Origin of the sequence: Mesorhizobium sp. WSM4904, assembly GCF_029674545.1 — a bacterium.
Lineage (GTDB): Bacteria > Pseudomonadota > Alphaproteobacteria > Rhizobiales > Rhizobiaceae > Mesorhizobium.
This window is the reverse complement of the sequence record NZ_CP121354.1, coordinates 6,042,886-6,055,608: the sequence shown is the minus strand read 5'-3', so window position 1 is coordinate 6,055,608 and position 12,723 is coordinate 6,042,886. Positions and strand designations below refer to the sequence as shown.

At 66.0% G+C, this 12,723-nt stretch carries 12 protein-coding genes and 1 pseudogene; 10 read left to right on the top strand and 3 right to left on the bottom strand.

Going from position 1 to position 12,723, the window contains the following annotated elements; genetic code table 11:
• The first annotated feature begins 150 nt into the window (after window positions 1-150).
• The 3 genes from QAZ47_RS29410 (at window position 151) to QAZ47_RS29400 (ending at window position 1,938) form a co-directional block, all read left to right on the top strand.
• A complete protein-coding gene (locus QAZ47_RS29410; RefSeq protein ID WP_278231703.1) occupies window positions 151-804 on the top strand; it encodes a glutathione S-transferase family protein in 654 nt (217 codons plus the stop codon).
• Window positions 805-992: 188 nt separating this feature from the next.
• The gene (locus QAZ47_RS29405; RefSeq protein WP_278204430.1) at window positions 993-1,343 is read left to right on the top strand and encodes a hypothetical protein; all 351 of its coding nucleotides are present in this window, start codon (window positions 993-995) and stop codon (window positions 1,341-1,343) included.
• A gap of 208 nt (window positions 1,344-1,551) precedes the next feature.
• A complete protein-coding gene (locus QAZ47_RS29400) occupies window positions 1,552-1,938 on the top strand; it encodes a VOC family protein (RefSeq protein WP_278231702.1) in 387 nt (128 codons plus the stop codon).
• Between the two features lie 162 nt (window positions 1,939-2,100).
• On the opposite strand, the gene QAZ47_RS29395 is transcribed toward QAZ47_RS29400, so the two are convergent.
• Complete coding sequence (locus tag QAZ47_RS29395; RefSeq protein WP_278233909.1) at window positions 2,101-2,487, bottom strand: IclR family transcriptional regulator C-terminal domain-containing protein; 387 nt, start codon at window positions 2,485-2,487, stop codon at window positions 2,101-2,103.
• Window positions 2,488-2,525: 38 nt separating this feature from the next.
• Here QAZ47_RS29395 and QAZ47_RS29390 point away from each other — a divergent pair.
• From QAZ47_RS29390 to QAZ47_RS29365, 6 genes and pseudogenes are all read left to right on the top strand, one after another.
• Window positions 2,526-2,819, top strand: a pseudogene (locus QAZ47_RS29390) (ABC transporter ATP-binding protein); the annotation flags it as partial.
• Window positions 2,820-2,945: 126 nt separating this feature from the next.
• Window positions 2,946-4,340 (top strand): SWIM zinc finger family protein, encoded by a 1,395-nt coding sequence (locus tag QAZ47_RS29385; RefSeq protein WP_278231701.1) that lies wholly within the window; start codon window positions 2,946-2,948, stop codon window positions 4,338-4,340.
• A gap of 29 nt (window positions 4,341-4,369) precedes the next feature.
• On the top strand, window positions 4,370-5,773 hold the full coding sequence (locus QAZ47_RS29380) for a DUF5691 domain-containing protein (RefSeq protein WP_278231700.1): 1,404 nt from the start codon (window positions 4,370-4,372) through the stop codon (window positions 5,771-5,773).
• A gap of 18 nt (window positions 5,774-5,791) precedes the next feature.
• Window positions 5,792-6,871 (top strand): AAA family ATPase, encoded by a 1,080-nt coding sequence (locus tag QAZ47_RS29375; RefSeq protein ID WP_278231699.1) that lies wholly within the window; start codon window positions 5,792-5,794, stop codon window positions 6,869-6,871.
• 3 nt (window positions 6,872-6,874) lie between these two features.
• On the top strand, window positions 6,875-9,133 hold the full coding sequence (locus QAZ47_RS29370) for a DUF5682 family protein (RefSeq protein ID WP_278231698.1): 2,259 nt from the start codon (window positions 6,875-6,877) through the stop codon (window positions 9,131-9,133).
• Entirely contained in the window at window positions 9,126-10,355 is a 1,230-nt protein-coding gene (locus QAZ47_RS29365) for a VWA domain-containing protein (RefSeq protein WP_278231697.1), read from the top strand. Before QAZ47_RS29370 ends, QAZ47_RS29365 begins: the two co-directional genes overlap by 8 nt.
• A gap of 16 nt (window positions 10,356-10,371) precedes the next feature.
• On the opposite strand, the gene QAZ47_RS29360 is transcribed toward QAZ47_RS29365, so the two are convergent.
• Together QAZ47_RS29360 and QAZ47_RS29355 are read right to left on the bottom strand one after the other, a co-directional pair.
• The gene (locus tag QAZ47_RS29360) at window positions 10,372-11,097 is read right to left on the bottom strand and encodes an MgtC/SapB family protein (RefSeq protein WP_278231696.1); all 726 of its coding nucleotides are present in this window, start codon (window positions 11,095-11,097) and stop codon (window positions 10,372-10,374) included.
• 113 nt (window positions 11,098-11,210) lie between these two features.
• On the bottom strand, window positions 11,211-11,369 hold the full coding sequence (locus tag QAZ47_RS29355; protein WP_278204422.1) for a peptide ABC transporter permease: 159 nt from the start codon (window positions 11,367-11,369) through the stop codon (window positions 11,211-11,213).
• A 305-nt stretch (window positions 11,370-11,674) separates the two neighbouring features.
• On the opposite strand from QAZ47_RS29355, the gene QAZ47_RS29350 reads away from it, so the two are divergent.
• Window positions 11,675-12,718, top strand: coding sequence for a substrate-binding domain-containing protein (locus tag QAZ47_RS29350; protein WP_278204421.1), 1,044 nt, complete (start codon window positions 11,675-11,677; stop codon window positions 12,716-12,718).
• Window positions 12,719-12,723 lie beyond the last annotated feature (5 nt).

Below are 12,723 nucleotides of genomic sequence, written 5' to 3'. Positions count from 1 at the left end.
GTCGCCGACGGCACCCGCGCGCCAAAGGCTCGGACGGGAAAGTCCCATGACAAAGAAAACGAGGCAAGTTGTCGGGAGCAGCAGCGGTCGTTCGTCCTTTGGGTGCTCGCAATCATTCCCGCTCGCCAGTCATGCACCCGGAGCCCGCCAATGATCCCCACCATCACCGCCTTTGAACGCTCGCCCGACGGCGGCAGGGGGCAGGCACGCGACATGCGTGTCCGCTGGGCGCTCGAGGAAGTCGGCCAGCCTTATAACGTTCGTCTCCTCTCGTTCGGCGCCATGAAGCAACCCGCGCATCTTGCGGTCAATCCGTTCGGCCAGATTCCGACCTATGAGGAAGGCGATCTCTGCCTGTTCGAGTCTGGATCGATCGTGTTCCATATCGCGGAGCGCCATGCCGGCCTGCTGCCTGAGGACGCGAACGCCCGAGCGCGCGCCATCACCTGGATGTTCGCCGCGCTCAGCACGCTGGAGCCGCCGATCCTGGAACTCGTAACCGCCGTGATCATCGAGCGCGACGCGCCGTGGCACGCCGAGCGCCTGCCCCTCGTCGAGGATCGCATACGCAAGCGGCTGGCCGAACTCTCCCGCTGCCTCGGCGGTGCCGATTGGCTCAACGGCGCCTTCAGCGCCGGCGACCTGGTCATGGTCGGGGTGCTGCGCAGATTGAACAGGTCGGGGCTGCTGGACGAATTCCCGAACCTCGCCGCCTATGTCGCCCGCGGCGAAGCGAGGCCGGCCTTCAAGCGAGCGTTCGAGGCGCAATTGGCGGTTGCTACGGCCGCGTCGGGTGGGCGATGAGGCTGCTATCTCGATGCGGTGGCGGCGTCGGCAATACGCCGATCTCGGCTGTTCCGCCGGCCCTCCGTCCTCCGGAAGCGGATGTCCCGATCTGATGCAGATAGGCGGCGGGCACCTGATCGGAGTGACTTCGGCCGGTAGCGGCTCTAAGCTCGAATGCCTTTCCGTCATCATATATAGCGCGCCGCATGCCCCGCTTTCTCGCCGTCTACACCATGAAACCCGAAGACCTCGCCCGCTTTCGCAGCCTGCCCAAGCCCGAGCAGGACGCGATCGACGCCATCGGGTTGAAGCGGTGGGCGGATTGGGAGGAGAGGAACGCCGCATCGTTTCCCGATCGTGGCGGCATGGTCGGCAAGACGACGCGCGTGACCAAGGACGGCATCGCCGGCGCCGTGAACCCCTTCTGCGGCTACATCGTCGTTGAGGCCGAAACCATCGAGGCCGCCGCCCGCCTCTTCGAGAACCATCCGCATTTCTCCGTCTTTCCAGGAGACGGCGTGGACATCATGCCCTTCCTCACCGATCCCGCGCCCTGACCTTCGCCTGGGTCGCAACGGCAGAAATTCATTCACGCTCGTTGACGAAGGAAGCGCTCAGGGCAGGGCGACAAGGACCTGGCAAGCGGCCGGGACTCCGTACGTTCTACGGCCGCTCGATGAAGTGTCCGCACCTAGTTGCGCCACAGGCATACCCGATGCGACTCTGCTGCGTCGCCGTTAACGAACCCTGCGTGAGGCCAATTTGATGCTCCTGGCTGCCCATCATGTCGCAATCATCTGCAGTGACTATGAAAGGTCCAAGCTGTTCTACACGAACAAGCTCGGCTTCGTCGTTCTCGCTGAAAACTGGCGCCCCGAGAGGCAGTCTTGGAAGTGCGATTTGCGTCATGGCGCCATCCAGATCGAGTTGTTCAGTTTCCCAGATCCGCCAAGCCGGCCCAGCAGGCCCGAGGCCTGTGGATTAAGACATATTGCATTCGCGGTCGCCTCGGTCGAGGCAACTGCCGAGCTGCTTCGTTCGCAAGACGTTGAGGTGGAACCCATCCGAACAGATCCCTACACGGGACGGTTGTTTACCTTCATCGCCGATCCCGATGGACTCCCGATCGAATTTTACCAGGAGGTAGTTTGACGGCGACGTCTGGCTTCGGCAGCACCTAAAGCGCGTCGCGATCTTTCAGATTCGCTCCATGCGCTTTAGGTTTTTGATTTTACGCATGTCTTTATCCCGAAACCGGTTCCCACTTTCGGGAGACATGCTTTAACCATCATTGCCGCAACGGCGGAAACGAACTTATGCCTCGCCGGTCAGCCGTGCCGAGATCAGCCGCGCCGCCCTGACCGCCGCCTCGCCCTGGCTGGCCGCGACCGCGTCGTCGACGCGCGAGACTGGGGAGGCGATCGACAGCGTCCCGATCGGCTGGCCGTCGGCGCCTAGGATCGCGGCGCCTATGCTGTGCACGCCTTCCTCATAGCTCTGCGAACTGCGCGAATAGCCGCTTGCGGCTGCAAACGCGATGGCTTTGGCCAGCGTCTCCGGCCCTGTCATCGTATGCGCGGTGAAGGCCTGCAAAGGCTTTTCGAGATAAGCGCTGACCACTTCCAGCCGCGAGGCGGCAAGGAAGGCGATGCCCGACGCCGTGCCGTGCAGCGGCAGCACCTGGCCGACATCGACATTGATCCGGTTGGCCTTGGCCGACAGTTCGACATGGACGGTCAGCGCGGGCGCTTCTCACCCGCCCGAAGGTGCTGCTGATCGACGAGATGTCGGCCGGCCTGGCGCCGGTCATCGTCACGCGGCTGATGACGGCGGTGCGCAAGCTCGCCGATGATGGCCTGGCGGTGCTTCTCGTCGAGCAGTTCGCAGCACTTGCGTTGTCGATCGGCAACCGCGCCTATGTCATGCGCCGCGGCCGCGTCGTCTACGACGGCGACTGCGCCAATCTTCGCCAATCGCCGGACGAACTGCACCGGCTCTATCTCGGCGGAGCCGACACCGCCGTGCCCGCCTGAAGCAGGGCAACGGAACATTAGATAAGGCCTGAATTTTTGCTGCGGCTGGAGCTACACCAGCGCGCCGCAACCGGCTATCAATCGTCGCGACATCATGCTTCGGGGTCATGGGGAAGCAGCTTGCAGTTGGATTTGAAGACAATCGAGGCTTTAGCCCCCGATCAGGCCTCGCTTGGCGCCGCCGCCAAGCTGACCAAGCGGTCGAACTGGCCCCGGCTTGAAGCGCATGAACAGCTGCCGCTGATCTGGGGCGAATGCCAGGGCTCCGGCTCGAATCCCTACCGGGTCGCATTCGATACGTCGGATCACGGTTATAAATGCACCTGTCCGTCGCGCAAGTTTCCGTGCAAGCACATTCTGGCGCTGATGTGGATCGGCGCCACCGCGCCAGACAGTTTCGCCCGGGTCGATCAGACGCCGGAATGGGTGAACGACTGGCTTGGCCGCCGCCGCAAGCCGGGCCAGCCGCCAACGGCAGCGCCAGCACGCGCCGAAGGCAAGAGCATCGAAGAGGCCGCGCGGCCTGAGCAGAGCGCCCCGGTCGAAGACGCCGCGGCCGCCGAACGCCGTGAGGCGGCACAGCGCAAGCGGGCTGAGGACACGCGAACCGCGGTTTCGGCGGCGCTCGATGAGCTCGACCAGTGGATTGCCGACCAGCTGCGGCTTGGCCTTGCCGGATTTGTCGACGCCAGCAGCGAGCGCTGTCGCCGCATCGCCGCGCGGCTTGTCGACCTGAAGGCGACCGCTTTGGCCGGTCGTATCGACGAGCTGCCGGCGCGGCTGATGGCGCTGCGCAGCGAGGAGCGGCCGGACGCTGCGATCCGCGAGCTCGGCAAGCTGGTGCTCATCGCCAAGGCCTGGCGCGCTGCGCCCGACGATGCCGAGCTGAAGCGCTTGGTCTCGACATCGGAGACGCGCGACCAGATCCTTGCCAATCCGGATGCCATCCAGGTCGAGAGCGACTGGGAGGTGCTCGGCGAGAAGATCGAGAGTCGCCGCGACGGCCTCGTCAGTCACGCGACCTGGCTGCTCGATCTGAAAAGCCCCACGCCTCGCTTTGCGGTGCTGCTCGACTTCTTTCCGGCGTCGGCCGGGCGGCGCTCCGGCGCCTTCGCGCCGGGGGATCGCTTCAAGGCGAGGCTGGTGTTCTATCCGTCCCGCAATCCGCTGCGGGCGCTGGTCGCGGAACGACTGGGCGATGCGGCGCCGGGCGCGTGGCCAATTTTCGCTGAAGACGCTACCGGCGATCCGCTGGCCGCTTACGCCGCGTTCCAGGATGGCGCGCCCTGGCTCTCGGACTGCCCCATCATCTTGCCGGCGGGTGCCATCGCGCTGGATGAGAAGGACGGCGCCTGGTGGCAGCCGGCCAGCGATCCGCATGGCATCGCCCTGCCTGTCGCGGGTTCCGTCAGCCAGACTTTGCTCGGCTTCGACCTCGCGGCGACGGCAGCGCTCTGGAACGGCGCCAGGCTCGAGCTCCTGGCATCGCAGAGCAGCATCGGGAGGCTCGACCTGTCATGAACGAGCTGGAGCAGGCAGGGCTGGCAAGATTGCGCGACGGCTGGATTTCGGGCGGCGTCGGTTTCGAGCTTGCACCGGCCGAGTGGAAGGAGCTTGCAGCTGCCGCCAACCCCGACGAGCAGGAGCGGCGGCTGTTGGCGATCGCCGCCCAGGCGCTGGATGTCGCGCTTCGGCCGGCGGCGCCGAAAACCTTGAAACGGCGTCCACCCCTGCCGGTGCTTGCGCTGCCTATGCTTCCCGATCGCCTGCGGCCGTTGCTGCGTGCCGCATTGAAATACGCGGCCGATGCGAGGCTCAAGACCCGCGTGGCAACGCTTGTCGCCAGCCGCGGCTTCGTGCTGCATCCGATGGATTGGATGCCCGCCGCGTCATATCAGGAAAGTCCGGACGTCTACGGCCCCTGGGTCGATTGGCAGGCGGGCGCGGACAGCGAAAAACAGCCTCGACGCGAGCATCTGACGGCGGAAACCTGGGATGATTTCTATCCCGCCGCGCGCCGTAGCGCGCTGGTCGATTTACGGCGCACCATGCCTGCCTTGGCGCGCACTCTTATCGAGACCAAGGGGGCAAGCGAGCCGGCGGAGGTCAGGCTGGCGCTCATTGAACTCATGCGCTTCGGCCTGAGTGCCGATGACGTTCCGTTTCTGAAGAGCCTGTCCGCCGACCGCTCAGGCAAGGTGCGCGAAATGGCTGGCCGGCTGCTGGCAAGATTGGGGGAACGTGGCAATCCAACGGATGGCGGGTCGGAAGATCCGACAGCTGAGCTCGCCGCTTTCATCGAGGAAGGCAAATCCGGCTTCATCCGCCGCCGCTCCACCTACGCGCCGACAAAACCCAAGTCACAGGCGCAACAAGCACGTCGCGCCGACTTGTTCGCCACCTGTTACTTCGGCGATCTCGTCGCCCGCTTTGGCAGGACCGAGCCTGATTTCATCGGCGCATGGCAGTTCGGCGTCGATGACGGCGCCGATCTCTTTCTGGTTCGAATGGTCTCGGTGTCCGGCGGCGACGCGGCGGTGGCCTCTCTGGCGGATCTGCTTGCCGCCGCCGGCGGCAGGCTGGCGATTCTCGCCCTCCAGCTCATGTTGCGTTTGGATGGCGGCAGGAAGCGCGTCCTGATCAGGCAGATCCTGAATGATGCGCAAAACCTGGCCGCTCTCAACATGGTCGAAGGCGCGGAAGCAAGCTGGCTCGAATGGAGCGACCTAGCAAAGGGCAAGACGCTTTCGGCGCTGCGGTCCGCCGTCTCGGGCGACAACGACGTCACGAAACGAAACGCCGAGCAACATCTCGAAACCCTGGGCTTTCTGGCCAATCCTATGACGGCGGAAAAATTGATCGGCGAGGTCGTCGCCGCCGGCCTGCCGCCGGCTTCCCCGTCGCTCGGCCTGCTGCGCCTCAACGCGGCGCTGGCCGGAAACCCAACCAGATGATCAACCCGGAGAGATCGCATGAACGCAGCCATCCGCCTTCCGGCCGAGCAGGTCTACGCCGCCGAACTGCAGGCGCTCGCGCGCGACGATGATCGGCAAAAGCCTGCCGGCTGGAGCCTGTCGCCAAAGGCCGTCCTCACTTACCTGATGGGCGGCAAGGCGAGCGACGGCACGCTCATCACGCCGAAATATGTTGGCCGCCGCCAACTGATGGAAACTGCGGTGGCGACGCTCGCGACCGACCGGGCGCTGCTTCTGCTCGGCGTGCCGGGAACGGCGAAGTCCTGGGTCTCGGAACATCTCGCCGGTGCCATCATGGGGAACTCGACGCTGATCGTGCAATGCACGGCCGGCACCGACGAGAACCAGATCCGCTATGGCTGGAACTACGCCCAGCTGCTGGCAAAAGGCCCGAGCCAGGAGGCGCTGGTGCCGACGCCGCTCTATCGCGCCATGCAGGATGGCAAGCTCTGCCGCCTCGAAGAGCTGACGCGCATGGGTTCCGACGTGCAGGACACGTTGATCACCGTGCTGTCCGAAAAAATGATGCCGGTGCCGGAACTTAACACCTCGATCTACGCGCAGCGCGGCTTCAACATCATCGCGACGGCCAACAACCGCGACAAGGGCGTCAACGAACTCTCCTCGGCTCTGAAGCGGCGCTTCAATGTCGTGGTGTTGCCTCTGCCGGAGGATATGGCGGAAGAGGTCTCAATCGTCTCCAGGCGCGTCGGCGAGATGGCCGGCGGGCTGGACTTGCCGGTGCCGAAAAATGTCGGCGAGGAGATCGCCCGCGTGCTCACTATCTTCCGCGAACTGCGCTCCGGCGCGACCTCGGACGGCAAGGTGACGCTGAAGACGCCGTCGGGCTCGCTCTCCACCGCCGAGGCGATCGCCACGATGATCAGCGGCCTCAGCCAGGCGGCGTGGTTCGACGGCGGCAAGCTCCATGCCGAAGGCCTGGCTCCGAGCCTTGTCGGCGCGATCGTCAAGGATCCGGTCCAGGACAAGGTCGTGCTCGAGGAATATCTTGAGACGGTGCTGAAGAAGCGGCCGGACTATGCCGGCTACTACGCGGCGTTGAACGCGGCCATCTGAGCCATGACTGAGCGCGGCATCAGCTATTTCGGCATACGCCATCACGGGCCGGGCTCTGCCGCGAGCCTGGTCAAGGCGTTGCAGGAATTTCAGCCGGTCGCCGTGCTGATCGAGGGGCCGGCGGACGCGTCGGCGCTGCTGCCGCTGCTTGCCAGCCCCGAGATGAGGCCGCCGGTGGCGCTGCTCTGCTATCCGGAGGACGACCCAGCCGCGACCAGCTTCTGGCCCTTCGCCGAATTCTCGCCGGAATATCAGGCAGCACGTTGGGCCGTCGCCAACAAGGCGGCGCTGCGCTTCATCGATCTTCCGTCGGCCGCGAGGCTTGCGGAGAGGGCGCCTGAAGGATCGACCGACGCCGATGCCGCCGAGGCCGAAGTCACGGAAGCGCAGAGCGAAGAGACCACGCGCATCCAGGATCCGATAGGCACCTTGGCGCGCGCCGCCGGCTATGAGGACGGCGAAAGCTGGTGGTCGGATATCATCGAGCAGAACCCTGATCCTGGCCCGATCTTCGCGGCCATCGCCGACGCGATGACGACGCTGCGCGACGGCGAGGGCGCGATCGGCGAGTTCGAGGCTATGCGCGAGGCGCATATGCGGCTGGAGATCGCGGCCGCGCGCAAGGAGTTCGACGGACCGCTGGCCGTCGTCTGCGGCGCCTGGCATGTGCCGGCCTTGCGGGCCGCGCACACACAAAAGAGCGACCAGGCGCTGCTCAGGGGCACCGGCCGGCGCAAGACCACGATGACTTATGCGCCGTGGACTGGACCGCGCCTGGCGCTGGGCCATGGCTACGGCGCCGGCGTCGTCGCGCCCGGCTGGTGCAAGCATCTGTGGCAGACGCGGGGGCAGGACGACGCCTCGGTTCTGTGGCTCGCGCAGATCGCCGCGGTACTCCGCGCCAAGGGCCACATGATCTCGACGGCGTCGCTGATCGAAGCGGAGCGTCTGGCGCGTGCGCTCGCCGCCATCCGCGAACGGCCGAAGCCGGGCTTCGAGGAGTTGCGCGATGCCTCGATTTCAGCCCTTTTCAACGGCGAGGCCCTGCTGTGGAAGATGGTCGAGGCCGAACTGCTGCTCGGCGCCGATGTCGGCGAGATCCCGGCCGACACGCCGCTTGCGCCGCTGATCGACGACCTGCAGCGCAACCAGAAAGCCGCCAGGCTGAAACCAGAGGCGCTTGAGCGGGAACTGTCCATCGACCTGCGCAGCGACAGCGGACTCTTCCGCTCGACGCTGCTGCACCGTCTGAACGTGCTTGGCGTGAACTGGGGCAGGCTGACGGATGTCGGCCGCAGCCGCGGCACGTTCCGCGAGCGCTGGATGCTGGCCTGGCAGCCGGAATATGCCGTGCGCCTGGTCGAAAACCTGATCTACGGGCCGACCATCGAGAAGGCCGCCAACGGCCGCCTTGTCCAGATGATCGGCGCGGCCACAGCGCTCGACGCTCTGGCTGCGCTGGTCCAGAGCGCGATCACGGCCGCCTTGAGCGAGGCGTCCGCGGCCGGCCTCGCCGCGCTCGAGGAAAAGGCGGCGCACAGCAGCGAATGCCTGGAACTGCTGGCTTCGGTGCCGCCGCTGGCCGACATCATCCGCTACGGCGAAGCGCGCAAGACCGAGACCGAGCGCCTTGCCGGCCTCTTGGAACGGCTGATCATCGAGGGTTCGATGGCGCTGCCCTATGCGGCGCGCGACCTCGACGCTCAGGCAGCCGCGGCGCTGATGGGCGCGCTGCGCAAGGCCGACGAGGCAATCAGGCTGGTGGAGCCGGACGAACATGTCCTGGAGGCGTGGCGGAACGGCCTGACGGCCGTGCTCGATTCGTCGCGCTCGACGGCGCTCGTTGCCGGCTGTGCCGCGCATCTGCTCTACGAGGCCGGGCGGCTCTCGGCCGAAGCCACGGCCGACCTTTTGGCAAAGCGCCTGTCGCCGGGAACGCCGGTGATCGATGCTGCCGCTTTCTTCGAAGGCTTCTTCAGCGGCGCCGGCCAGAGGCTTATCTATGACGAGGGCCTGCGCGGCGCCGTCGATGCATGGCTGGCATCGCTCGACGAAGAGGCGTTCGTGGCGCATCTGCCCTTGCTGCGCCGCGTCTTTTCCAATCTCGACAGCATGGAGCGCCGCCGCCTGATCGAGGCCGTGCTTGGCCGCCGGGCGAGCCTCCCCGCCGGCCTGATGCCGGCGCCGGACGGCGGCGAGGCCTGGCGCCGGCATCTCGGCATCATCGGCAAGCTGCTTGCGGGGGAGGCCGGCCATGGATGATGAAACGGTCGGCCCGGACCTCAATTCGACGCAAGACAAACGAGAGCGCCGCTGGCGCCTGGCGATCGGCGCCGACGATGAAACTTCCTCTGCGCTCTCGGCCGAGGACCGCCGGCTGTCGGCGGCGCTCGACGCGCTCTATGGCGATGGCGAGGCGGCCGGCGATCCGCGCAAGCGGCGCGGCGGGCTCGGCCGCTCGGCGCCGCGTGTCGCGCAATGGATGGGCGATATCCGCTCGTTCTTTCCCGAACAGGTCGTCCAGGTCGTGCAGAAGGACGCCTTCGAGCGGCTGAACCTGAAGCAGATGCTGATGGAGCCGGAGTTCCTCAAGGCGATCGAGGCCGACGTCAATCTCGTCGCCGACTTGGTCTCGCTGCGCTCGGCTATGCCGGAGAAGACCAAGGACATCGCCCGCTCCATCATTTCCGACATCGTCGCCAAGCTGATGCAGCGCCTGGAGCAGAAGACCGCCGAGGCGATCCGCGGCGCGCTCGACCGCTCGCGGCGCACCAACCGGCCGCGGCAGCGCGACATCGACTGGCCGCGCACCATCGCGGCCAACCTTCGCCACTATCAGCCGGACCACAAGACCGTGGTGCCGGAAAAGCTGGTCGGCTTCATGCGTCGCCAGCGCCGGCTTGTCGACCTCGACGAGGTGACTTTATGCGTCGACCAGTCAGGTTCAATGGCAAGTTCGGTGATTTATGCGTCGATCTTCGCCGCCCTCATGGCTTCGCTGCCGGTCGTGCGCACAAAACTCGTCTGCTTCGACACCGCGATCGTCGACCTGACGGAAGAGCTCAGCGATCCGGTCGAAGTGCTGTTCGGCGTCCAGCTCGGCGGCGGCACCGACATCAACCAGGCGGTCGCCTATTGCGCCGGGCGCATCGAACGGCCGACCAAGGCGCATTTCGTGCTGATCACCGATCTCTACGAAGGCGGCAACGGCCAGGAGCTTCTGCAAAGACTGGCCGCGCTCGTTCGGTCCGGCGTCAATGTCATCGTGCTGCTCGCCCTCACCGATCAGGGCCGCCCCGGCTACGATCCGTCGATGGCCGGTTCGGTCGCCGCGCTGGGTATCCCGGTCTTTGCCTGCACGCCCGATCATTTCCCCGACATGATGGCGGCGGCGCTGCGCCGCGAGGACATTGGCGCCTGGGCGGCGGGAGCGGATATCAAGCTCATTCGCGCCGACGCCGAGGCGCCAACCGCCTCCGAGTAAGCCTGCCGGCCGACGATCAAAACGGCTTCTCGCCGATCACCTCGAAGCGCTCGACCGCGCAGTGCTCGGCGATCACCGCCAGCACGTCCGTCGAAGGCTCGAGCGCTTCGGGCTGCTTCCATTGAACGTTGAAGGAAAACACGAAGCAGTCGCGGTCGGTATCGTGCTCCATGCCGACGAAGCGTGCGTCGTAGCCGAGCGGGCGCACCATGTCCCCAATGTCGGGCGGCGAACTCTTCGGCCATGAGACCGACAGGATCGCCTTGTGGTCGCGAGAAATCTTCAAATCGACCCATTTCAGGGCCTGCAGGGTCACCAGCGTTAGAACGGTCGCGATTGCGGCGAGGCCGAACTGACCGCCGCCGAAGGCCAGCCCGATCATCGTCACGATCCACATGGTGGCGGCGGTGGTGACGCCGGTGACGAGATCGCCGCGCCTCAGGATGGCGCCGCCGCCGATGAAGCCGACGCCGGTGAGCACGCCGAGCGCAAAACGCATCACGTCCATGCGCACGAAGGAGTCCGGCGCTTTGCCGGACACATCGAGCAGCATGTTGGCCTGGACCATGGCGACGCAAGCCGCAAGGCCGACCAGTATGGTCGTGCGCAGCCCGGCGGAGTGGCCGCGCGCTTCGCGGTTCAAACCGATGAGAAAACCTGCGACCAGTGTCGCCAGCAGCCGCGCGGCGAGATCCGGCCAGGTCGGATGAAGCGGCATGTCGCAGCAAAGCGGCTCGAACATCGTCCGTCAGGGCAGCCAGGGCGCCCTCCGTTGCGTCTGGAATGTTCAACTGGGCTTGGCCGCCGATGGTTCCGTGGCCGGCGCAGCTCGATTCCGTAAGCGCGAACGGTCCTTCATCGGACGACGATGCTCAGCACCAGTGCCAGCACGACGACGCCAACGAGCCCGGCGATGAAGATGATACGCCTTGCGCGCGTGCGCAGGATGATTTCGCCTTGGCGCACGTCCTGCCCGGAAAAGACCGGGCCTTCCTTGTCGCGATCCTTGCTCATGATCTGCTCCTTGCCTGCGGATGGGGCGAGGAAGGTGTCAGCACAGGAACCGATTCGCCGGCGTGAAGTTCCGCCGAATTCGTCCTGGCGGAGTGGCGGATGGCCTCTCGCGACGGATTTCAGCCGGTCCCGCGGGAGATGGTGGTTTAGCCGAACTTCGGGTCGGGGCTCCCCGACTTGCAGCGCCCAGAGCAATTCCACAAGGGCGCGGCTTGATCCTCGACGCCTGATTGCAAAATTTAAAACGTTTGCAATTCCATAAAAGCCGATTACAAACGTTTCAACACTACATTCGGGAGGAACGATTGCCGGCCCGTGTCACCACGCTGAAGGAGCTTGCGGCCAGCCTCGGCTTGTCGATCACGACGGTATCGAGGGCGCTTGCGGGCCATCAGCAGATCGCCCTGAAGACGCGCGAGCGCGTTGCCCAGGCGGCGCGCCAGGCTGGCTATGTCCCCAACACCGCGGCGCGCACGCTGGTTTCTGGCCGCAGCGGCTTCATCGGTCTGGTGCTGCCGATCCGCGGTCCGAACCTGGTCGATTCCTTCCTCGGCGAGTTCGTCACCGGACTCGGCGAGGGGCTGGTGGCGCATGGCGCCGACCTCATTCTCGCCACCGCAGCGCAGGATCAGGCCGAGCTTGCCGTGCTGCGCCATGTCGTCGAATCCGGGCGCGCCGACGGCGTCGTCGTCACCCGCATCGCCGAGATCGACGAGCGGCTCGCCTATCTGCGCCAGCGCGGCTTTCCGTTCGTCGCCCATGGCCGGCTGCTCGACAGCGACTTTGCCTACAATTGGCTCGACACCGATGGCGCCCATGCCTTCGGCGAAGCCTTCGACATGCTCTACGATCTCGGCCACCGCCATTTCGGCCTGGTGACGATTTCCGAGCCGATGACCTTCAGGCATCTCAGGCAGGACGGTCTCGCCGCCGCCATCGCCCGTCGCGGCGATCCATCGGTGCGGCTCGACGTGGCGACCGCGCCGCGCTTCGATCGCGGCGCCCGCATCCAGGCCGTCAACCGCATGCTGCAGGGTCCCGACCGCCCGACCGCGATCGTCGCCCTGTTCGACGAGCTGGCGCTGACGGTCATGGAGGAGGCGGCGCGCGCCGGCCTCACTGTGCCGCGCGACCTCTCCGTCATCGGCTTCGATAACGTCCTTGCCTCGGCCTATGCGCCGCCCGGCCTGACCACGTTCGACGCTTCGATCCGCCAGTGTGCGCGCGAGATCGCCGACATGCTGCTCACCGTCATTGTCGACAGGCCGGCCGAGCCGCTGACGCGGCTGATACGGCCGACCTTGGTGCCAAGGGCGAGCCATGGACCCGCGCCGCGGACAAGAAACTGACGCCG

Coding starts and splice junctions, on each gene's coding strand:
- QAZ47_RS29410 (WP_278231703.1), top strand. CDS start 151: ATGATCCCCACCATCACCGCCTTTGAACGCTCGCCCGACGGCGGCAGG.
- QAZ47_RS29405 (WP_278204430.1), top strand. CDS start 993: ATGCCCCGCTTTCTCGCCGTCTACACCATGAAACCCGAAGACCTCGCC.
- QAZ47_RS29400 (WP_278231702.1), top strand. CDS start 1,552: ATGCTCCTGGCTGCCCATCATGTCGCAATCATCTGCAGTGACTATGAA.
- QAZ47_RS29375 (WP_278231699.1), top strand. CDS start 5,792: ATGAACGCAGCCATCCGCCTTCCGGCCGAGCAGGTCTACGCCGCCGAA.
- QAZ47_RS29370 (WP_278231698.1), top strand. CDS start 6,875: ATGACTGAGCGCGGCATCAGCTATTTCGGCATACGCCATCACGGGCCG.
- QAZ47_RS29365 (WP_278231697.1), top strand. CDS start 9,126: ATGGATGATGAAACGGTCGGCCCGGACCTCAATTCGACGCAAGACAAA.
- QAZ47_RS29360 (WP_278231696.1), bottom strand. CDS start 11,097: ATGTTCGAGCCGCTTTGCTGCGACATGCCGCTTCATCCGACCTGGCCG.
- QAZ47_RS29355 (WP_278204422.1), bottom strand. CDS start 11,369: ATGAGCAAGGATCGCGACAAGGAAGGCCCGGTCTTTTCCGGGCAGGAC.